General features: G+C 38.8%; 26 protein-coding genes. 3 read left to right on the top strand and 23 right to left on the bottom strand.

Annotated elements, in window-relative coordinates; genetic code table 11:
* Positions 1-66 precede the first annotated feature (66 nt).
* The 9 genes from DIZ80_10605 to DIZ80_10565 form a co-directional block, all read right to left on the bottom strand.
* Positions 67-306, bottom strand: a complete 240-nt coding sequence (locus tag DIZ80_10605) for an ATP F0F1 synthase subunit C (GenBank protein ID RDH82721.1) — start codon at positions 304-306, stop codon at positions 67-69.
* A gap of 78 nt (positions 307-384) precedes the next feature.
* Complete coding sequence (locus DIZ80_10600; GenBank protein RDH82720.1) at positions 385-1,248, bottom strand: F0F1 ATP synthase subunit A; 864 nt, start codon at positions 1,246-1,248, stop codon at positions 385-387.
* Positions 1,238-1,642, bottom strand: coding sequence for a hypothetical protein (locus DIZ80_10595; protein RDH82719.1), 405 nt, complete (start codon positions 1,640-1,642; stop codon positions 1,238-1,240). Before DIZ80_10595 ends, DIZ80_10600 begins: the two co-directional genes overlap by 11 nt.
* A 300-nt stretch (positions 1,643-1,942) precedes the next feature.
* A complete protein-coding gene (locus tag DIZ80_10590) occupies positions 1,943-2,851 on the bottom strand; it encodes a chromosome partitioning protein ParB (GenBank protein ID RDH82718.1) in 909 nt (302 codons plus the stop codon).
* A gap of 55 nt (positions 2,852-2,906) precedes the next feature.
* Positions 2,907-3,695: a chromosome partitioning protein gene (locus DIZ80_10585; protein RDH82717.1), complete on the bottom strand. Its 789-nt coding sequence runs from the start codon at positions 3,693-3,695 to the stop codon at positions 2,907-2,909.
* A 35-nt stretch (positions 3,696-3,730) separates the two neighbouring features.
* Positions 3,731-4,348 (bottom strand): 16S rRNA (guanine(527)-N(7))-methyltransferase RsmG, encoded by a 618-nt coding sequence (locus DIZ80_10580; protein ID RDH82716.1) that lies wholly within the window; start codon positions 4,346-4,348, stop codon positions 3,731-3,733.
* Between the two features lie 160 nt (positions 4,349-4,508).
* Positions 4,509-4,955: a hypothetical protein gene (locus DIZ80_10575; protein ID RDH82715.1), complete on the bottom strand. Its 447-nt coding sequence runs from the start codon at positions 4,953-4,955 to the stop codon at positions 4,509-4,511.
* Between the two features lie 148 nt (positions 4,956-5,103).
* The gene (locus tag DIZ80_10570) at positions 5,104-5,631 is read right to left on the bottom strand and encodes a hypothetical protein (GenBank protein ID RDH82714.1); all 528 of its coding nucleotides are present in this window, start codon (positions 5,629-5,631) and stop codon (positions 5,104-5,106) included.
* Between the two features lie 28 nt (positions 5,632-5,659).
* Positions 5,660-7,531 carry a tRNA uridine-5-carboxymethylaminomethyl(34) synthesis enzyme MnmG gene (locus DIZ80_10565; GenBank protein RDH82713.1) on the bottom strand — a complete coding sequence of 624 codons (1,872 nt, stop codon included), beginning with the start codon at positions 7,529-7,531 and terminating at the stop codon, positions 5,660-5,662.
* Between the two features lie 223 nt (positions 7,532-7,754).
* Between DIZ80_10565 and DIZ80_10560 the strand changes: the two genes are divergently transcribed.
* Positions 7,755-8,492 (top strand): transporter, encoded by a 738-nt coding sequence (locus tag DIZ80_10560; protein RDH82712.1) that lies wholly within the window; start codon positions 7,755-7,757, stop codon positions 8,490-8,492.
* 106 nt (positions 8,493-8,598) lie between these two features.
* Here DIZ80_10560 and DIZ80_10555 read toward each other — a convergent pair whose 3' ends face one another.
* The 14 genes from DIZ80_10555 to DIZ80_10490 all read right to left on the bottom strand — a co-directional run bounded on the left by DIZ80_10555 (position 8,599) and on the right by DIZ80_10490 (position 18,117).
* Complete coding sequence (locus DIZ80_10555) at positions 8,599-9,249, bottom strand: cytochrome B (GenBank protein ID RDH82711.1); 651 nt, start codon at positions 9,247-9,249, stop codon at positions 8,599-8,601.
* A gap of 2 nt (positions 9,250-9,251) precedes the next feature.
* Positions 9,252-10,808, bottom strand: a complete 1,557-nt coding sequence (locus tag DIZ80_10550; protein RDH83152.1) for a cytochrome C — start codon at positions 10,806-10,808, stop codon at positions 9,252-9,254.
* Between the two features lie 308 nt (positions 10,809-11,116).
* A complete protein-coding gene (locus DIZ80_10545) occupies positions 11,117-11,581 on the bottom strand; it encodes a cytochrome C (GenBank protein ID RDH82710.1) in 465 nt (154 codons plus the stop codon).
* Between the two features lie 12 nt (positions 11,582-11,593).
* Positions 11,594-12,919 carry a hypothetical protein gene (locus DIZ80_10540; GenBank protein RDH82709.1) on the bottom strand — a complete coding sequence of 442 codons (1,326 nt, stop codon included), beginning with the start codon at positions 12,917-12,919 and terminating at the stop codon, positions 11,594-11,596.
* A complete protein-coding gene (locus DIZ80_10535; GenBank protein ID RDH82708.1) occupies positions 12,919-13,584 on the bottom strand; it encodes a DNA-binding response regulator in 666 nt (221 codons plus the stop codon). The genes DIZ80_10540 and DIZ80_10535 overlap by 1 nt, the downstream gene beginning before the upstream one ends.
* A 2-nt stretch (positions 13,585-13,586) precedes the next feature.
* Positions 13,587-13,946, bottom strand: coding sequence for a peptidase M4 (locus DIZ80_10530; GenBank protein ID RDH82707.1), 360 nt, complete (start codon positions 13,944-13,946; stop codon positions 13,587-13,589).
* Positions 13,927-14,469: a cytochrome C gene (locus tag DIZ80_10525; GenBank protein RDH82706.1), complete on the bottom strand. Its 543-nt coding sequence runs from the start codon at positions 14,467-14,469 to the stop codon at positions 13,927-13,929. The genes DIZ80_10530 and DIZ80_10525 overlap by 20 nt, the downstream gene beginning before the upstream one ends.
* A 10-nt stretch (positions 14,470-14,479) precedes the next feature.
* Positions 14,480-14,893, bottom strand: coding sequence for a hypothetical protein (locus DIZ80_10520; protein ID RDH82705.1), 414 nt, complete (start codon positions 14,891-14,893; stop codon positions 14,480-14,482).
* 2 nt (positions 14,894-14,895) lie between these two features.
* Positions 14,896-15,477 (bottom strand): cytochrome B, encoded by a 582-nt coding sequence (locus DIZ80_10515; GenBank protein ID RDH82704.1) that lies wholly within the window; start codon positions 15,475-15,477, stop codon positions 14,896-14,898.
* A gap of 135 nt (positions 15,478-15,612) precedes the next feature.
* A complete protein-coding gene (locus tag DIZ80_10510) occupies positions 15,613-16,353 on the bottom strand; it encodes a permease (GenBank protein RDH82703.1) in 741 nt (246 codons plus the stop codon).
* Positions 16,354-16,395: 42 nt separating this feature from the next.
* Complete coding sequence (locus DIZ80_10505; GenBank protein RDH82702.1) at positions 16,396-16,842, bottom strand: hypothetical protein; 447 nt, start codon at positions 16,840-16,842, stop codon at positions 16,396-16,398.
* A gap of 42 nt (positions 16,843-16,884) precedes the next feature.
* Positions 16,885-17,229: a hypothetical protein gene (locus tag DIZ80_10500; protein RDH82701.1), complete on the bottom strand. Its 345-nt coding sequence runs from the start codon at positions 17,227-17,229 to the stop codon at positions 16,885-16,887.
* 19 nt (positions 17,230-17,248) lie between these two features.
* Positions 17,249-17,722, bottom strand: a complete 474-nt coding sequence (locus DIZ80_10495) for a hypothetical protein (GenBank protein ID RDH82700.1) — start codon at positions 17,720-17,722, stop codon at positions 17,249-17,251.
* Between the two features lie 8 nt (positions 17,723-17,730).
* On the bottom strand, positions 17,731-18,117 hold the full coding sequence (locus DIZ80_10490; GenBank protein RDH82699.1) for a DUF454 domain-containing protein: 387 nt from the start codon (positions 18,115-18,117) through the stop codon (positions 17,731-17,733).
* A gap of 97 nt (positions 18,118-18,214) precedes the next feature.
* Here DIZ80_10490 and DIZ80_10485 point away from each other — a divergent pair, with 97 nt between their 5' ends.
* Together DIZ80_10485 and DIZ80_10480 are read left to right on the top strand one after the other, a co-directional pair.
* Positions 18,215-18,520 (top strand): hypothetical protein, encoded by a 306-nt coding sequence (locus tag DIZ80_10485; GenBank protein ID RDH82698.1) that lies wholly within the window; start codon positions 18,215-18,217, stop codon positions 18,518-18,520.
* 112 nt (positions 18,521-18,632) lie between these two features.
* Positions 18,633-19,739: a tRNA 2-selenouridine(34) synthase MnmH gene (locus tag DIZ80_10480; GenBank protein RDH82697.1), complete on the top strand. Its 1,107-nt coding sequence runs from the start codon at positions 18,633-18,635 to the stop codon at positions 19,737-19,739.
* Positions 19,740-19,940: the final 201 nt, after the last annotated feature.

Raw genomic sequence — 19,940 nt, 5'->3', positions numbered from 1 at the left:
TTCCTCGTAACTATTTCGTTAACTGTTCAGGTGTCTTGCCCAACAAGTGGGTAAGTGACTGAATAATTAGGCAGCTACAGCGAATAAAACGTATAGAGCGATACCAACAGCGATCATAGGAACCGCGTCAACAAGACCCATAACGATGAAGAACTGTGTACGTAACATTGGAATCAGTTCTGGCTGACGAGCAGCGCCTTCTAAGAAACGACCACCTAATATACCGATACCAACAGCTGCACCTAGTGCACCCAGACCCATCATTAATGCGCCGGCGATAAATAGTAAAGCTTGAGCTTCTGACATTGTAAAATCTCCTGTGAGAGTAGTTTTAATTTAAATTCAAAAAATCTTTTCTAAAAATAGCACTAATTTAAGTACTATTTAATGTTCCTGGTGTGCCATATCTAAATATACAATGGTCAACGTCATGAAGATAAACGCCTGCAAAGTAATAATCAGGATATGGAATATTGCCCAGCCTAACTGCAGTACACCACCGAACATACCTGTTGCCAGGCCTGCCGAGTACATAATTGCAATTAGAATGAAAATAGTTTCACCCGCGTACATGTTTCCGAAGAGTCGTAACGCTAGTGAGATTGGCTTAGAGATTAGAGATACTAATTCTAATACCAGGTTAACTGGCATACCGGCTTTACCGAATGGCTGGAATGCCAGCTCACCGAAGAAACCGCCTATGCCTTTAATTTTGATGCTGTAATAAAGCATTAACCAGAATACACCTAATGCCATACCAAATGTTACGTTTGGATCTGTACTTGGTACAACTTTAAAGAAGACATGGTGTGGATCAGCGCCGAATGCCGCGCCAATCTGCTGCGCTAACATTGGCAACCAGTCAACCGGTATTAAATCCATCAGGTTCATTAAGAACACCCAGGCAAATACGGTTAACGCGAGTGGCGCTACAATATCGTTCTTACCGCTGAATGAACCACGAACACTGTCATTAACAAATTCGATGATCATTTCTACAAAATTCTGAAAACCTTGAGGCACACCTGTTGTTGCTGTTTTTGCTACGCTGCGAAACATAAAGAAAAACACAATAGCCAGGCCAAATGACCAGCCTAATGAGTCAACATGAAAAGCCCAGAAACCCATTTCTTTTGCTTGCTCAGCCGTTTGAGCAAACATCCATCCACCTTCTGGATGATTTCCATAGGTCATGTTCTGCAAATGGTGCTTTATATATTCGCCTGAAGTTATGCCTTCACTCGACATTCTTATCTCTCCGGTTCGTAATTTCATCATCATTAAATACAAATGATGCAATTACAGGGATTAGTGTAATTATTAAATAGGCGCCCATCATGGCGACTACATTGAGTGGTTTGATGACGCTAAACGCCGTTACAAACAACATCACGGTCAAAATTATTTTGCCGACCTCGGCACCATAATAGGTAACAAGGATTTCACTTGATTTTGCTTCTTTCTGTCTGGAAAACACTTTCCAGGCAAAATACACATTTGTCAGACTTGCTATCAATGATCCTGTTAAAACAGAAATTGCTAACGAAGGGTATATTAACCAGGTTACGAAACCAGCCATAAGGCTTGCGGCAAACTGGATAAAAACAATCTTCTTAATCTGGGTCGTGCCCGTTTTCAACATGGGTTCAACAAGCCCTCTTCACGCGTCTGAAAACGCGCGCAAATTATATGAGGATGCGACTGTCCGGTCAACCTTAATGTACGAATAAGTCCAGTTTATTTAGTAATTGCTAATGTAGTGATGAAGGTGATAGAGCGGGCTTTCTAGGGCTTTTCCCAATTAAGCTCTTTTTAAATCAACCGACTACTGAGCATATTTGCAACCGCATGTCTTTGATATTAAACAATTAATGCTTTTGCACCGTATTTGTGCGCGGACGAGTAATTTGCCTATAAATTCGTATTTTATATGCGGATTTAACTACTGTATTTTTGCAAGAATACCGTCAAGTTCATCCAGGCTGGAATAATTAATGACCAATTTACCCTTGCCATTACTTTTGTGCTGCACATTAACCGGCGCACCCAGGCGTTCACTTACCTGCTCCTGCAGTCGTTTGATATCCGGATCAATGCTTGCAGATGACTCTGTTACCTTTGGCGCCGGATTTAACTGGCGCTTTACCTGCTTTTCAGTTTCTCTTACCGACCAGCCCTGTGCTGACGCTTTATTTGCAAGCAGGCTTTGTTCTGCACCTGTCAATGCCAATAAAGCACGTGCATGCCCCATATCAATCTTGCGCTCATCTACCAGCAGTTTTACATCTTCATTTAAATCTTTAAGGCGTAACAGATTGGTAACACTGGCACGGGAGCGACTCACCACCTCTGAAACCTGTTGATGCGTCATATCGAACTCATCTATCAGACGTTGTAACGCACGGGATTCTTCCAGCGGATTAAGGTTTTCACGCTGAATATTTTCAATTAGCGATATCGCTGCTGCAGACTGATCATTTAACTCTTTTACAACTGCCGGTACTTCATGTAACCCCGCCAGCTGACAGGCACGCCATCGACGCTCACCTGCAATTATTTCAAACTTACCGGCAGAGACAGGGCGTACGACTATCGGCTGAATAACGCCCTGAGTTTTAATAGAATCTGCCAGCTCCTGAAGTGCTTCAGGTTCAAAATGCACTCGAGGCTGATAGGTGCCACGTTGAATAAGCTCAACAGCAATATGCCTTAAGCCATTATCAGTCGTTTCAACAGGAGCCTCAACGGGTGCTGTTGGTGCCGGTTTGGGGTCAGTCAGTTCTTTTACTTCTGCTGCACTACCTAATAACGCATTTAAACCGCGGCCAAGGCCTCTTTTCTTTTTTACCATGTTAACTCTAATTTATGCTTATATTTATATGGTTCTAACGGTCAGGGTCTCGAATCTACGCAACCGCTGGTTGAACTGGTTTAACCTGTTTACGAATGACTTCACCCGCCAGAGAAAAATACGCCAGTGCGCCGCGTGAGGTTTTATCATAATTCAAAACGGGCACACCATGAGATGGCGCTTCCGCCAGACGCACATTACGAGGCACAACCGTTCGATAAACACGATCACCAAAATGCTCAATAAGTTGCGCTGATACATCTGTAGCCAGTTTATTGCGAGGATCATACATAGTGCGTAACAAACCCTCTATCTGTAAATTCGGGTTAACACTGCTTTTCACCTGCTCAATGGTTTCTATCAAAGATGACAGGCCTTCTAATGCATAATATTCACACTGCATCGGGATTAATACACCCTGTGCAGAGACCAGTGCATTCAGGGTCAGCATATTCAATGATGGCGGGCAGTCGATAATAATAAAATCATAATTCGCCTCTACCTGTGCCAGTGCATTTCTTAAACGTGATTCCCGTCCGTCTACATTTAACAACTCTACTTCAGCAGCAGTTAAATCACTGTTTGAGGGTAATACATCAAAACCGATCTCTTCAACTTTATGAATACAGTCCTTAATATCCTCTTCTGCAAGTAATACATCCAGAACACTGATTTCAAGCTCGTGTTTATCGACACTACTACCCATTGTGGCATTGCCCTGAGGATCGAGATCCACCAGCAAAACCCGTTTCTTGGTTAATGCCAGAGATGCCGCCAGGTTAACCGATGTTGTAGTTTTACCTACGCCACCTTTCTGATTTGTTACTGCTATTATTTTTGCCATGAATTCAATTCTTTAGTGATGCTCTTATTACAACCTTATTTCGAACGACAAATTTCTATTAACTGTCGATCTTCATCCAGCCAGGGCACCCGTAATTGATGTTGCGCTAGCTGCTCAAACCCCTCGATCAACTCCGGCAACTCATCTTTACCCTTCATTGCCATGATCCGGGTTGTTGATGTTAACAGATGTTGAGTACGATCCAATATAGTATTTAATGCCGCAAAGGCTCGACAGGTGATTATTTCGAAGCCAGAACCCGACTTATAGTCTTCTACACGACTATGGATAATGTCAATGTTTTCAAGCTTTAAGTCAATTTTACACTGGGTTAGAAAACGGGTTTTCTTGCCATTACTGTCCAGTAAAACAAACTGACAATCGGGCATACATAACGCCAGCGGAATACCTGGAAGACCAGGACCGGTTCCCACATCCAGTACAGGTCCGGCATTTATATATGGCATAATGCTCAAACTATCCAGCACATGTCGAATCACCATAGAGTCCAGCTCTCTGATGGCCGTCAGGTTATAAGCCTTATTCCACTTCAGCATCAACTGTAAATAATCGATCAATTTTTGCTGAGTATCGGCAGATATACTCAAACCCAGCTTATCTAAACCTTCTTTTAATCTATCTTCTGCTTGCATTTTTTATTCCAGAACCCCGGGGATCGCCCCGGGAAATCACCTCAGGGGGCGGAGTCAAATATTTCAATATCATTATAATTGATAGCACCGCTTAACACAGCGTAATCTGAACCATGCCTCTAATAGACTTGACTCCGACCCGAACATACCAGATTGCTGTTTATTTATACCCCAGAGCCTTATTCGTTAAATTGTTTAAGGCATTTTTCATTTTATTAATTAACTCTCTATTCTGGATATTATGGCGTTTCTGCAATTCAGACGGATTGAGATAAGCCAGCCAGGTCTGACCTTTTTCATCCTGCCATGCCAGCACCTTCATTGGTAGATCCAACGCAACCAGTGGATTTTCATTTATCAAAGGAGAACCTACAACTGGTTTACCAAAAATAAGTAACTGGGTCGGCCGCATCGGAATATTCACTTTTTTAGCGCCCACAGAATGATAAATACGGCTAAAAATAATCACGCCTTTCTCTTTTAATACATGCTCTAATCGATCCAGCGTTTCACCTACACTGTAGCGACTTTGTTTAACGGTGTGTTCTTCTGATGCATGAGCAAAAGAAGGTATCAATATGAGCAACATCACAATAGTTTTTATCATCTTTTATCCTTAAATAGTAAATTTGTTATTAACTTAATTGTGTCGATTAATCTATAAAGAGTTCAGCTATGCCGACACTACTCGTTATTGCCTGCTCAACTCCAGCCATTACCAGTCCTAATCCGGCAGAAATAAAAACATATTTAATTCATCGGACTTTAAATATTTTTTTAAAAGGATTTGGCTTCTTACATAAAAAAATAATCGTGAAATAAATTATCACACCGGTTATCGCTGTAATAATACATAACAAATATATTTGTTCATTATTTAACAAACCTAACAAATGATTAACATTGCTAAATGGGTAATATGGCTGTAAATCAGCATGCATTAAACTATCTAATAACACATGACTATATGTGCCAATAAACGCACTAATAAAACTAATCCACCAGACAATTATTATCGGTTTATCACCATTTGTTATATCAAGCCAACGTAAAACCAGTTCAGAAAGATATTTTCCAGATAAAGCTGAGAAAATCGCCAGTAGTGTCGCACCAATATAAGTGTGTGAAAAACCATGCAAGTGACCTTCATGCGTCAATAAAACTATTAATGGCTGAATATCCATTACAATTTGTGACCAACCAAATATCATTAAACTAAAACCACCTTGAAATAGGGCTTTAATTAATATTCCAGGCCCCATGTGAAATGGTGTAAATGGCATTTATATTCCTAAAAATAAAAAATATTTTTTATGATTTCTTTTTAAGATGGACTAATAAAAGTGAAATTGCCGCGGGTGTTACACCCGATATTCTACCCGCCTGCCCCAGCGTTGCTGGACGATGATCAATCAGTTTCTGACGCACTTCATTCGACAGGCCTTTTACCTGATCATACTCAATTTTTTCAGGAATATTTTTATCTTCGTAACGTCGTGCTTTTTCAATCTCTTCTTTTTGACGGTTTAAATAACCTTCATATTTAACCTGAATCTGAACCTGTTCAGCAACTCTTGCATCACTCACGGCAGGGCCAATTTCTGCAACCTGTGTGAGTTTTTCATAATCCATTTCAGGGCGCTTGAGTAAATCCAGTGCACGTGATTCTTTACTTAAAGGCTTGGCTAAAACCGCTTCCAATGATTTTGCTGCATTTGATGTGGGTTGAATCCACATGTCTTTTAAACGCTGTTGCTCTTGTTCAATCGCTTCACGTTTTTCATTAAATAATTGCCACTGATATTCACTTAATAAACCCATTTCATGCGCGGTTTCTGACAAACGTAAATCTGCATTATCTTCACGTAATAATAATCTATATTCCGCGCGTGATGTAAACATGCGATAAGGCTCCTGCGTACCATTCGTGATTAAGTCATCAACTAGTACACCAATGTATGCCTGATCTCTTCTCGGTGACCAGGCATCTTTTTCCTGAATCTTTAAGCTGGCATTAATGGCCGCCGTCATACCCTGTGCTGCGGCTTCTTCATAACCGGTTGTTCCATTGATCTGACCCGCAAAATATAAACCATTTATAAATCGTGTTTCTAAACTTGGCTTTAAATCACGGGGGTCAAAGAAATCATATTCAATGGCATAACCGGGGCGTGTTATAAACGCATTTTCAAACCCTTTCATTGATCGCACAAGATCCATTTGTACATCGAAAGGTAAACTGGTTGAAATGCCGTTTGGATAAACTTCAAAACTGTTTAAACCTTCCGGCTCAATAAATATCTGGTGTGAATCTTTATCCGCAAAACGCACCACTTTATCTTCAATTGACGGACAGTATCTTGGACCAACCCCTTCTATCACACCAGAATACATTGGTGAGCGATCTAAACCACCTCGAATAATGTCATGTGTATTGGCATTAGTATGGGTGATATGACAGGAAATCTGTCGCGGATGATCCTCAACTGTACCGGTTATTGAAAATACAGGCGTTGGTGTATCACCGGGCTGCTCCTGTAAGTCACTATAATCAATAGACCGGGTATCAATACGCGGTGGCGTACCGGTTTTTAAACGACTCACTCTAAAAGGTAAATCACGCAGGCGTTTTGATAATGAAATTGAAGGCGGATCACCTGCACGTCCACCAGAATGATTGCTTTGACCAATATGAATCAAGCCATCCAGAAATGTACCTACCGTTAATATGGCAGATTTACATTTAAAATTAAGCCCCATTTGTGTAACCACACCCACAACCTGGTCATTTTCAATAATCAGGTCTTCTACCGCCTGTTGAAAGATAGACAGATTAGGTTGAGTTTCAAGCGCAATGCGAATCGCCTGACGATATAACTGACGATCAGCCTGTGCACGGGTCGCACGAACTGCGGGGCCTTTGCTGCTATTTAAGGTGCGAAACTGGATGCCGCCCTTATCCGCCGCTTTCGCCATAATGCCACCCATGGCATCAATTTCTTTAACCAAATGCCCTTTACCGATGCCCCCGATAGCCGGATTACAGCTCATTATGCCTAGTGTTTCAATATTATGGGTGAGTAACAGTGTTTTTGATCCCATACGAGCAGCTGCCAGCGCGGCCTCTGTGCCCGCATGGCCACCGCCAATCACAATTACATCGTAGGATTCGTTATAGAACATCAATTTCTAACTTATTGCTTAATAATTCAGCAATTTTAGCAAATTTAGCGTGAGTACACTGAGATAAATATTTTTATATCCCTTCTCACATCACCCTTGCGGTACTTGATACCTGACAATCAATACTCAGGCTATGAATCATATAACTGGATAAGCGAGAAATTACATCTAATATTAAAGAGTATTCTTTTCTACACGTAAACTCGGATATCAGGAAGATCTCATGAAACGTAATGTTATTTTTAGTGTTTTCATCATGTTTATTGTCAGCCTGCTTCTTATAGAACCTGCTATAGCTGGACCCGGAGGCAAAATAGCCAGTGCTGCTTTCGAGACATTCTGGGGGCGCATTATTCTTGGCCTTCTTACTCTCGTATTCTTACCATTAATACTTTACGTTATGCTACAGGAGAAAATTGCTGAACGTCGGGCACGTAAAGACCTGCGATTTATGGCCGCATATGACCCGTTATTTGACTGGATTAACATTCAACAACGAGCCAAAGACTGTTTCTTTAGAGTACATTCCGCCTGGGATAAAGAAGACCTGTCTGAGGTTTCCCACTGGATGACTGACTGGTACTGGCAAAATCAGCAACTGGTACATCTTGATAAATGGAAAAAAGACGGTCTTGTGAATATCTGTGATGTTAAAAAAATTACTAATATCAAACCGGTTATGTTTGTACATAGAAATCAGGGAAAAGAACATGAAGATTCTATCGTTATTATTTCAATGGAAGCCAAAATGAAAGACTATCTTCAGAGCCGGCAAACAGGAAAAGTTGTAGAAGGCAGCAAACGTTATAAAGAAGTCGAAACCGTCTGGTCGTTTACCATGGAAAATGGACAGTGGAAAGTCTCTGATATTGAAGAAGCAAGCATGTCACTTACTTACGCCAAACTCACAGATGAAATACCCAATATTGAATCGACTGTAATATCTGAATTACGATCATGAAGATTGGGTTAACTCATTAGTTTTTAACTGATAGTCTGGTATATACAAAAGCATAAAGGGGACGGAGGGATTAAAAAATAATCCCTCCGTCCCCTTTTAATATTGTTTACTGTATATGCCCCGGCTCATCTTTTTCCAGATAAGCCTCTTCAGCTTCACTCAACTCAACTTCGTCAAAGCCGTCAATCATTGGCATTACATGTTCTTTAATTGAGTGTCCGGTTGTTAATAAGTACACGTGAATAATTATAAATGCGGCAATAGCAAAAGCGAATATCGTATGGATTATCGCTACCCACATTAATACTTCACCAGAAGCAGCTGCACCCCAGAAAGAATAAAGCAGGTAAAATAATCCGCTGATCCAGATACCGGGAAATAAAACTAATTTAAGCGCCAGATAAGAAATTGCCTGCAGTGGATTGTGTTTACGCCAGTAGGCTTTACGGTAAGGATGGCGCTCACCTTTGAAAATACCAAAAGCATAAAATTTTGCCACTTTCAGTAATCCATTCGTCGTGGGTACATAATGCCGCCAGGTGCCGGTCGTTAAATGCCAGAAAATAGCGAACACCCATAACAACAGCAATGCAATTGCGCTACCCGTGTGCCAGCTCACTGCCACTTTAAAAGAGACCAGATTATGAAAACCGTGAACGGCGAAACCGGTAAACAGCAATATCATTATTAATATCATCTGCGACCAGTGCCAGAAGCGTTCAAAGCGGGTAAACAACATTATACGACGCTGTGCCATAATTATTTCCTCGCTCTATTTAAAACAAACCGGATCAGACCATGAGCCAGAACACCGAACAGTGTACCGGCTAGTGCCAATAATCCGAGAATATCTAACCATGAATGATCGCCCGATCCCGGTAAATAAAAACCTTCAAGACCTTTTAGTCGACCTTCTTTCGAATGGCATTCATCACAACTTAATGCATCTTCTTTAGGTGCCACCATATGAGTAATTGGCCAGTATGAATAAGTTTCTACAAAACTATATTCTCCACTGTATGGCAGATTATTTTTTTCCATTCCTGCCCTGATTGCTTTACCAAAATCATAGTTACCCCAGTAGGCATCTTTATCATTTCCCCATAGCTGCATATAAACCAGTGTATTGTTAACTTTGTCATACGGCTGAATCGTATGCATCTGTTTAAATGGCCAGATACGTGAATTTTCATCTGCTGCTGAACCGGTATAACGATTTACATCTACCGGACCACTGCTCGGGTCAAATTGTGTATCGATGGTGGTGTAAATCATCTGACCATCGAACCAGCCATAATGTGGCTGCAGATTTTCACCGTATTCAAAACTGCCCTTTATGGATTTATAGGTCGCTCGATGTTCACCATTGCCCTGGGTATAATTCTTTTCTTTATAACCTTCACCATCTTTTGTTTTACCGGCTGTTCGCCAGTCCCAGTCTGTTTTGGTCGCAACACCCCCACGGGCGATGGCTGGTATATGGCATGTCTGACAGGCAACTCGATCGACATGATCATTCAGTTTAATATTTGAAAGGCTATTATTCGGATGTGGCGATGTACTGTGACAAGATTCACAGGTCGCTACATCTCTACGTTGCCCGGGTTTACCGGTGCCTTGAATATCTTTTGCAATAACATCATAACGACTACCTGCCCACACATGTTTTTTTGTAACGTGACAATTTGTGCAGGCCATATTCAGTCCGGCTTCATCCATGTGCACATCGAGTTTTTTATCTGGGTGGATCAGTGATGAATCAAGATCACCATGTTTTACACCGTCACCACCTCCTCCATAGAAATGACAGCCTCCACAGTTTTCACGTGCGGGCAGCCCGACATTTTGTGCCACTTTAGACCACTGGATTGGCTGTTTACCTTCAAACATAACCGAACAGGATTTATTACCTTTGGTCGGTGGTGTTTTATAATAAGTGCCCGTTCTGTCGTGACAGACTACACAATCAATATTGCTCTCATTTTTAAAATCAAAACTATCATCCTTCCAGCCATACCCCGCATGGCATTGAGCACACATTCCCTCATTACCACGGGAGTTGGTACAGAATGTATTAACCAGATATTTTTTACCCAGAAGCTGACCCGTTTTTTTGTTTTCGTAACTCCACGTCCAATGGATATTTTTCATAAACTGCTGACCCGCTTCGGTATGACACTTAAGACAGGCTTTAGTGACTTCGGGACCACTCATAAGGGGATTTTTCAGTTCTTCAAATTTTGTATGATCAGCAGTAGAATTAGAATCTAAACGTACAGTGGGTTTTTCTACGACTTTATCGAGACGAAAGTTCATATCGACATCTTTAGTCTGTGCCGGTTGTGACTGCTCGTTTGATGCCTGTGCGCTGATTGCCTGAAATATCAGTAGCAGGCTAAAAATAATAGTTAATATCTGTCTGAAAATTGTGTGCCTACCGATGATGATCATAAGATTCCTCCAGCACAGAAATATTCTCAATTAAACTACATTATGTATCAATTCTAATAGTAATCTTTTCATTTATAACAAATTTTATATATTTGTCGATATGACAATTATCAACAATTAATCGCTGTAGAGAGATTATTAGTTAACTTCTTCTATAAGCTTAAGTTAAACAACTAGTTACAAAATCGTTTCAGTTTATTCTGATCTTTTTTTGCATGTTCCAAATCACCCTGCTCTGTAGATCGCTTTACTCCAATCTTCCAGTGTGCACAGGGAGGTGGGAACGTTTCCTCAAGAATATAGGTCGCTATTTTCTTTAACATATCATCCGGTAAGGCAAGAGCCGGCATTAACCCCATACGTTTAACTGCTTTATCCTGTAGCGCTTTTTTAAGTGTTGGCGCTTTTACAAAATCAGTCATACTTTGTATAAAGTCTTCATCATCGAGGCTGTTGTTTTTATAACGACGTTGCACACCCCACATGGGTGGCCCTAAAGGCGGATCCATTTCCGGGTTATGACAGACATGACAGCTTGGATAGAGATTCTTGCCTTCAATGGCTTGTGGGCTCAATGCCATAGAGGTTATAGGAAGTAATATTGCACTTAATAGTATTAAAAACTGTAATTTAATCATTTTATATCTCGATTACTGTTGATGCACTGGTAATGTTATATCAACTCTGAAGCCACCAAGTTCGTCAGAGTGCTTAAAACTTATACTACCCTTATAGTCTGCAATAATATCTGCAGAAATTGCCAGTCCAAATCCATGACCATGAACTTTTTCATCCAGTCGAACACCTCTTTTTGAAATTTCATTTATCTTCTCATTATCAGCACCTGGCCCATCATCTTCAATGACAATATGTAATTCAGAATTAATTTTTACTTTGACTGTAATTTTATGGGCAGCCCATTTGTAAGCATTATCCAGCAGGTTACCCAACAACTCCAGCATGTCTTCTCGATCAACCGGACAGATAGTGTTATGTGTTATATCTAAGTTTAACTGAATGGTTTTATTTGCATGCATCATTTCCAGTGTTTTTACTAATATCGGTAAATCATCTGAAAATGAAAACAATGTTCCACTATGACTATGGCCAGCTAATCTTGCTCGTTTTAATATACGATCAGTTATCTGATAAATATCTTCACTTTGTTCATCCAGTATCGCTCTATTTTTTTCCGATGTATCAATCTTACTGGTTATCTGTTTTATAACAGTTAGGGGTTTTTTTATTGAATGGGCCAGGTCACCTAATGCATTACGCGAACGAAGTAAGTTCTTTTGCATTATCTCCAGCAAATGATTCACTTCATAGATTAATGGCTGTAACTCATCAGGCGTATCCGTACTTAACTTCTCAAGCCTTCCCTGTTGAAGTGCTTTTAATTCATTTTGAATTTTATTCAATGGTTTTAAACTTAGTCGTAATATAATGATTTGAAATATAAGTAGAACCAACAGAAAACTAACGGCCATTACAGCAAAACCGGTTTTAAATTTAGTTATATTTTCATTAATAGGATTAAGATCTTCAGCAACAGTGATAGTGAGTTTATTACCCTGTTTCTTATAACCCGCCGATATTATTAATAAGGATTGTTGCTCCGGCCCCTTTTGTGTTGATTGCAGTTGTTGACCAGTATCAACTATTTTATGCGTTATTTTCTGATCCCATAATGATCGAGAAGTCACAGACTGTTTACCTGTATTAATAACATAATAGTGACCGGAAAATGGCTGCGTATAAATAAGATCAACTCGTGATGAGTCAATTATTAATTGACTATTCTGATCGAAACTAATACGGCTAAGTAACGTATCGGCATCATGTTTAAGGCGTGAGGCAATATATTCTTCTGCCAGAAATTGAACATTAAAACTCACTAATAACCACAAAGCAGAAAACGTGATCACAAGACTAATAAATAAACCCGTACTGAGTTTAGATTGCAGGGACTGCATTAACCATCTCCCCTGAAAACATAACCCTGACCTCTGCGTGTCTCAATGCTCTCCTTACCTAATATCTGTCGTAAATGCCTTACATACACTTCAATCACATTACTGTCTTTTTCAGAGTCAAAATCATAGATATGTTCGGTTATTTTTGACTTTGATAAAACACGTTGCGGGTTCAATAAAAAATATCGTAATAACCGATATTCTATACCGGTTAATTTATGTGTTTTATTATCTTTTGTTGTCACTGTCTGACTTTCTTCATCCAGTGATAAGCCCGCAACATTCAAAATACCTCCCGGCTGCTGACTTGAACGATGAAGTAAAGCAACAATTCTGGCTAATAACTCTTCAATATGAAAAGGTTTACCCAGGTAATCATCTGCTCCGGCTTTAAAACCATCCACCCGTTCATGCCAGGCATTTCTTGCTGTCAGCACGATTACTGGTAAATGATTATTCGCTTCTCGCCAGTTTTTTAGAACATCCAGACCGTTTCGTTTAGGCAACCCCAGATCAAGCACGGCAATATCATAAATCTTTTCATTACCCAGATATTCAGCATCAACACCATTATCAGCCACATCTACAGCATAACCCGCTGCCTGAAGATCTTTTTTCAATGTTTCTACCAGATAATGATCATCTTCAGCTAATAATAATCGCATCTTTAATCTTCTTCCTTAACCGATAACAGCTTGCCTGTTCTGGCATTGATATAAATCTCTCTTACTATGCCATTATTACTGAGTATTTCGACTTCATATACTATTTGACCATCTTCACTCTCAAGTTCTACTTCCAGAATTCTTCCTGGAAACTCTGGTCTTATAATTTTGAGTATATTCTCCAGTGATAAAATTTCACCCGCATTCTGCAGACGTCTGGCCTCAATATAGTCATCATCCGCATGAGCTACCTTAATCGTAGTCAATGGACTTAATATCAAAAGTAAACTTATAATAATAAGAATTTTATTTTTCATATTTAAAGTATACCTTAATCCTGCCCTAGTCATCCCACTGGCCATATCCAGGGATATTTATATCATCCTCATTAAACTTACCCTGCTCTGCACCTGAATGACAGGCATTACAGTGACTAAAACTTTTTACCTTTTCATTACCTGATACCAGTCGTTGGGGAATTTCATCATGTTCATGTTTAAAATAATCGATTTCTGATATTCGTAATGGTGTATCAACCGATTTAATTGATCGATTAAACTTATGTGATTTTCTATAACCTGACTTATCTGCACTATTTTTAACCAGAAACCGTTTTATTATCTGACCTGTTTCATCATCCAGCTCAGCATTATCTCCAAAATGATCTTCAAGTCCGGACATAATAAGTGCCCATGATTTTTCAGGTAATAACCCTGGCGGATAACTCATATGACAACTGCCACATTCTTCCCTGTAAACGGGTGATGTAACCGCATCAACCCCAGATGATTTATTCCAGTTAAAATCACTATCACTCCACACAGCCGGAATAGAAAGAAATCCAGTAGTTATAACCATAGCGCTTATTGCGAGTAAACCTTTCATAATATCACCTCTAGAATCTTGTCCGATTTTCTATATAAACCAGTATGTTTGCCTTTTCCTGAGCCGTACACTCACGCCCCATAGTCCACTTGCAGTTTCGTTTGAACCATTTATTAATCATTTTCTTATTTGTTAATCGTTCAGAATTAATAACAGGTGACATAGGTTTAATTTCTTTACCTGTTTTAATATGTTTGCCCGTTTTTGTTAATTCATCTGTATGGCATGTTGTACAACTACGCTCAGGAAATTCACCTTTGCTAACAAATGTTTTTTTCCACAAAGCCTCTCCTTTTTTAGTATCTGCCAACGTTACGCCCTGACTTTTGTATTTTTCTAACAGTTTATCTACGGCTACACTTTCTGCCAGAAGTAACCCGGGCATACCAATAAGTAACACTACAAATAGAGTTTGGTATCTCATTATTAATCCTCCTCTACTTCTTTATTTTTAAATCCTGTTAGCATCGCTGATACCAGATTTTCTTTATGTATCAGGCTTTCTACTAACACACCAGCAACATGTACAAACACAAGTAAAAGTGTGAAATTAGCAAAAAACTCATGCAGATTTTCAAGCGCACTACCCCAGAAACCATTTGTTTCACTGAACCAGTGAGCCACAGGCCCTGCGTGTTCTTCAGCACCCAATACTAAAATGCCTGTTGTTGTCGTCATTAACAAACTCAGCATTAATAAAACGACCATCGCACCACCAGCCGGGTTATGGCCGATATATCGTTTCGCTTTAAGCGACAATGTATCTTTTAAAAACTGTTTGATATTTTCAATGGAATAGACAAAATCTGAAAATCTGGCATATCGTGTACCAACAAACCCCCAGACAAATCGAATGATAAGTAACGCTAGAATCAGGTATCCAGCCCAGCTATGTATACTTAGAAAGTCATCTTCTGTAATAAATGCGATAATAAAAGCACTGACCAGAGACCAGTGAAAAAACCGCACCAATGGGTCCCATACTTTAATTTGTGATGAATTTGTCATTATGTATATCCCTGCTTTTCAGTAACTTAACAATATCAGCTGAAACTGAAACCAAACTGAAAAAGGACGATTTTCCACTTTCAGGGATAAAAAGATGGTTGAATATATCTAAAAGACTGACAGTCTCTGGCAACTTTAAATATTGTATAATCCCAGGCTACTAATAAGTATTAATACTGCACCTACTAGTCGTTTGAATAACGCATCATTCTGTATAATTTTATCATGAGCCTTCAAACCAATAATATGACCGATGGTTGCTACGGGTATTAATGTAAGGGCTGTTATTAAATTTAGATCTATACCAACCACAATGAAAGCAGTCATTTTAATCATGACAATGCTGAACCACAGTACAAATAATGTATTTCGTAAAAATGCTGCTGATACATGGCGTAAAAATACCGCCACAATCAGAGGCGCACCGGTTAATGATGTACCCGCCACATATCCACCAATACATAATAAAAACCGATCTACCCATTTATTATTACTGCGTATATTTAAACCTGATACCCATAAAATGGCATATAACAGAGTGATAGAATATATAAACACCAGTAACCAGTTAGTTGGTAATTTTATTAAACCAAGCACACCTACCAATACAAATGGAATAATTATTAAGATCGCTTTTTTTAGATATAACCAGTCAACTTTACTAATACGTGAACGTAAAGTAAGGCTTGAAAAAAACAGAAGATGAAACCCAATGACGGGTAACCAGAATAATGGCTGATCATATATAAACAACATCAGGGGCAAGCCTAAAGCACCACCCCCAAAGCCCAGACCACTACGAACAAACCCGGTCCAGATAAACACCAAAGCAACAAAACATAATTCTATAAAACTAAAATTTAAAAGAACATCCATTTTGTACGTATAGACTTGTTATTAAGTTTTAACTTGAGGGGATTATTCTTTTTTACTGATTATTTCAAAATTCACAATATCATGATCAATATCACGCACACCGAAAATTTTGTTACCTTTCTTGTATAAACTGGACATATATGTTCTTACCCCATCTGTGGATATTATTTTGTTGCCGCCTATTGAAAATTTAATAGAGCCACTTAACATATCGGCCCGTGAGTGATATTCAATATTTGTTAACATTTTAGGGGTTTTTTCTTTGATAATTTTTTTATCAATCTTACCTTCTTTATTAATAGATATTTCATAAACAGCTTCTGATAACAGATCTTTTAGTATCACTGTTTTGTCTATCAGAATTTCACTGATTTCATTGCTCGTCATTAAATGATATTTATTTTCAACGAGTTTATTTAAGGTTAATTTTTCATCCGCTGTTGTTGGCTGTGTAAACAGAACGAATATTGTTAAAAATATTATTTTCATTCTCATATTTATACTCATAACCATTTAATCAAGACATTAAAACTAATGCCCTAAATATTCATCAATTAGTAATGCCAGCTTATCATGTAAGTGGCCTTCAAATTCATCAAGATTTTTATCAAAAAAACTTAAATACTTTGCTGCTTTATCATGGGTTAATTTTTTATTATTTAGTTTATATTCCATTTCAGGTAATTTTTTGTCATGCCTTGGAATAATATTCCAGTGAACAAAATCGGCATCAATTACATCAACTTCTTTTTGTGCTGAGGTACAAAAATCATTTACATGCTCTTCACCCTGAGGACCAAGACATCCGGATTCAACCCTAAAAAAAACTTCCAGTTTTTTATCTTTTGGCAGTGGCAATTTCAATTTATTATTCATTTTTTATAATAGACCTAATTTATAATTCTTCATCAATTCCATACTGATTAAGCCCCCAGGCAAACAAATGACTACTTCGATCATTTGACTGACGTATATTACTCGCCAACCTTTGTAACCAATGTTTAAATAAGAGATAAGCCTCCTCAGGATGCTTATCCATATAGTCTAATAATATTTTTCTATTTATCCGCGTAACTTCCACATCATCACATGCAATAACCGATGCACTTCGGGGTGAGCCATCAAAAAGGTTTAATTCTCCAAATGTATCACCTGGTCCTAAATCACAAAAACCTGATTGTATTTGCCTGCCATCATGCAAAACTACCCGTTTATTAATTCGAACATGACCTTGTTCTATATAATAAACATCCAGGCTCTCTTCTCCTTCCATCATGATGCAATCGCCACTTTCGTAATTAACGATTTCACAGACATGAGGCTGTTTGAATTCATCAGCCTGTAGAAATTTTTTCAATATACTAGACATACTATTTCTTATAGTTCTACGCAATGATCATTTTTAGGTGGATTTGAGGGTTTGCTTAAAACAAACCAGCCTCCATATAACATAAGTAGGCCTATAGCCGCTTTCAATATAATGCTGTGCGGTGAAAAAACCATCATAAACACAAAACTGATGCCCATAAAACCGATCGACATTATTTTAGCTGGCAGGGGTATCACACTGTGTTTATTCCACATTTGTAATGGGGGCCCAAAAAAACGATGGTTATACAACCAGCTATGAAATCGTTCTGAACTCCGTGAAAAAGCCCATAACGCCAGCAGCATAAATGGTGTAGTAGGCACTACGGGTAAAAGTACGCCTATTGCTCCTAAAGCAAAGAAGGCCCAACCTAATATAAAGTATATGGTTCTCATAATTCTCAATTATTACACTTACTGCGCCTGAAAACCGTAATCTGGCTCTCAGCTATTAACTGTTATTGTACTATTCATCTCATATATAATAGTAGTTATGAATATAGATTCCCTTAATTCAATGTTAGATCAGGGTCAGGACAGTTTAATCCTGCGTTTTGGCCTTGGTCAGGCCCTGCTAAAGCAGGGGGATTATTTAACCTCAATCGAACACCTGCTTAAAGCACTGGAATTTGATCACGAATATTCCGCTGCTTATAAACTATTAGGTAAAGCCTATGCCAAAACAGAGCAAAATCAGCTAGCTATAAATACCTATAATAAAGGCATCCAAATAGCTGAAAATAAGGGTGATATTCAGGCTGCAAAAGAAATGAAGGTTTTTCTCAAACGGCTAATATAGATTACGTTATATCAACATTAACACATCTATAACTGACGATTACCCTCATAAGCACCTATATAGGCGTATAATGGCCTACTTCAATTACTATCTAGCATCGTAAGCTGTATTTATGGATCTTCCTCAAATTGACGATTACCGTTCATTATTCTTAAACCAGACCCCTTTACTTGATGTACGTGCACCTGTTGAGTTTTCTCAGGGTGCATTCCCCTTTGCCGAAAACTTTCCGCTTATAAACGATAAAGAAAGGGAAACCATCGGTATTAAATATAAAAATATGGGGCAGGATGAAGCCATTAAACTGGGACATAATCTGGTTCAGGGAGATATTAAGGAAGAACGGGTTAATCACTGGCAGTCATTTTTCGATCAATACCCTCAAGGTGTACTGTATTGTTTTCGTGGTGGCATGCGTTCAAAAATATCTCAACAATGGATATATGAAAAAACAGGTATTATCTTTCCGCGGGTTAAAGGTGGTTATAAAGCCATGCGCCGCTACCTGATCGATGAACTTGAAAACTCTGTAGAAAATATTCAGCCTATTATGCTTGGTGGTCGTACCGGCATAGGAAAAACAATCTTATTAGATAAACTGAAACAGCAAATTGATCTTGAAGGACTGTTTCATCACAGAGGCTCTGTTTTTGGTAAACACGTAACGGCTCAACCATCTCAAATTGATATTGAGAATAATTTATCTATCTCACTTATTCGTCACCTGGACAATCAGGTTTCACAAATTGTATTTGAAGACGAGGCCCCAAATATTGGCTCAAGGCGTATACCTGAAATTTTATATAATAAAATGCAGCAATCACCGCTTATTCAGCTGGAAGCCACTGTGGACGAACGTATTAATATTACCTTTCATGAATACATTATTGAAGCGCTAGCTGAGCATCAACAACATTATGGTGATGACGCAGGTTTTGAAAAATGGTCCATGCAGTTAATAGAGGCCATTGATAAAATTCAACGTCGTTTAGGCGGTGTCAGACATAAGCAGCTCAAATCATTATTAACTTATGCAATTGATCAACAACGAGAAAATAATATTACGGAATTCCATAGGGACTGGATAAAGTCTTTACTGGTGGATTATTATGACCCTATGTATGACTATCAGTTTAGTAAGAAAGTAGAACGTGTTGTTTTTAAGGGTTCTCATAATGAGGTACTTGAATTTTTGAGTGATCATTATCATTTGTCTTAGGGTTTAATTGTTAATCCGTTATTTCGACTGCAGAAGTCCTATCAAGCTCTAATCTTTATTCGAATTAGAATTCTGTGGTGTTGCTAGCTTAGCAAGTCACTTTCTTTTCTACAGAAAAAAGAAAGTGACCAGCGCGGTGACTACACAGAAATCAGATTCTCATGAAGCCAGGGGCTTGCAGACACATCAACAAAACTCCCT

This window comes from endosymbiont of Galathealinum brachiosum (assembly GCA_003349885.1).
GTDB lineage: Bacteria > Pseudomonadota > Gammaproteobacteria > SZUA-229 > SZUA-229 > SZUA-229.
The sequence above is the reverse complement of the archived record's forward strand: the minus strand, read 5'-3'. Positions and strand labels throughout refer to the sequence as shown.

Bases quoted from the DNA above. Each gene is read 5' to 3' on its own strand.
- DIZ80_10605 (RDH82721.1), bottom strand. From the start codon at position 306: ATGTCAGAAGCTCAAGCTTTACTATTTATCGCCGGCGCATTAATGATG.
- DIZ80_10600 (RDH82720.1), bottom strand. From the start codon at position 1,248: ATGTCGAGTGAAGGCATAACTTCAGGCGAATATATAAAGCACCATTTG.
- DIZ80_10595 (RDH82719.1), bottom strand. From the start codon at position 1,642: ATGTTGAAAACGGGCACGACCCAGATTAAGAAGATTGTTTTTATCCAG.
- DIZ80_10590 (RDH82718.1), bottom strand. From the start codon at position 2,851: ATGGTAAAAAAGAAAAGAGGCCTTGGCCGCGGTTTAAATGCGTTATTA.
- DIZ80_10585 (RDH82717.1), bottom strand. From the start codon at position 3,695: ATGGCAAAAATAATAGCAGTAACAAATCAGAAAGGTGGCGTAGGTAAA.
- DIZ80_10580 (RDH82716.1), bottom strand. From the start codon at position 4,348: ATGCAAGCAGAAGATAGATTAAAAGAAGGTTTAGATAAGCTGGGTTTG.
- DIZ80_10575 (RDH82715.1), bottom strand. From the start codon at position 4,955: ATGATAAAAACTATTGTGATGTTGCTCATATTGATACCTTCTTTTGCT.
- DIZ80_10570 (RDH82714.1), bottom strand. From the start codon at position 5,631: ATGCCATTTACACCATTTCACATGGGGCCTGGAATATTAATTAAAGCC.
- DIZ80_10565 (RDH82713.1), bottom strand. From the start codon at position 7,531: ATGTTCTATAACGAATCCTACGATGTAATTGTGATTGGCGGTGGCCAT.
- DIZ80_10560 (RDH82712.1), top strand. From the start codon at position 7,755: ATGAAACGTAATGTTATTTTTAGTGTTTTCATCATGTTTATTGTCAGC.
- DIZ80_10555 (RDH82711.1), bottom strand. From the start codon at position 9,249: ATGGCACAGCGTCGTATAATGTTGTTTACCCGCTTTGAACGCTTCTGG.
- DIZ80_10550 (RDH83152.1), bottom strand. From the start codon at position 10,808: ATGAACTTTCGTCTCGATAAAGTCGTAGAAAAACCCACTGTACGTTTA.
- DIZ80_10545 (RDH82710.1), bottom strand. From the start codon at position 11,581: ATGATTAAATTACAGTTTTTAATACTATTAAGTGCAATATTACTTCCT.
- DIZ80_10540 (RDH82709.1), bottom strand. From the start codon at position 12,919: ATGCAGTCCCTGCAATCTAAACTCAGTACGGGTTTATTTATTAGTCTT.
- DIZ80_10535 (RDH82708.1), bottom strand. From the start codon at position 13,584: ATGCGATTATTATTAGCTGAAGATGATCATTATCTGGTAGAAACATTG.
- DIZ80_10530 (RDH82707.1), bottom strand. From the start codon at position 13,946: ATGGCCAGTGGGATGACTAGGGCAGGATTAAGGTATACTTTAAATATG.
- DIZ80_10525 (RDH82706.1), bottom strand. From the start codon at position 14,469: ATGAAAGGTTTACTCGCAATAAGCGCTATGGTTATAACTACTGGATTT.
- DIZ80_10520 (RDH82705.1), bottom strand. From the start codon at position 14,893: ATGAGATACCAAACTCTATTTGTAGTGTTACTTATTGGTATGCCCGGG.
- DIZ80_10515 (RDH82704.1), bottom strand. From the start codon at position 15,477: ATGACAAATTCATCACAAATTAAAGTATGGGACCCATTGGTGCGGTTT.
- DIZ80_10510 (RDH82703.1), bottom strand. From the start codon at position 16,353: ATGGATGTTCTTTTAAATTTTAGTTTTATAGAATTATGTTTTGTTGCT.
- DIZ80_10505 (RDH82702.1), bottom strand. From the start codon at position 16,842: ATGAAAATAATATTTTTAACAATATTCGTTCTGTTTACACAGCCAACA.
- DIZ80_10500 (RDH82701.1), bottom strand. From the start codon at position 17,229: ATGAATAATAAATTGAAATTGCCACTGCCAAAAGATAAAAAACTGGAA.
- DIZ80_10495 (RDH82700.1), bottom strand. From the start codon at position 17,722: ATGTCTAGTATATTGAAAAAATTTCTACAGGCTGATGAATTCAAACAG.
- DIZ80_10490 (RDH82699.1), bottom strand. From the start codon at position 18,117: ATGAGAACCATATACTTTATATTAGGTTGGGCCTTCTTTGCTTTAGGA.
- DIZ80_10485 (RDH82698.1), top strand. From the start codon at position 18,215: ATGAATATAGATTCCCTTAATTCAATGTTAGATCAGGGTCAGGACAGT.
- DIZ80_10480 (RDH82697.1), top strand. From the start codon at position 18,633: ATGGATCTTCCTCAAATTGACGATTACCGTTCATTATTCTTAAACCAG.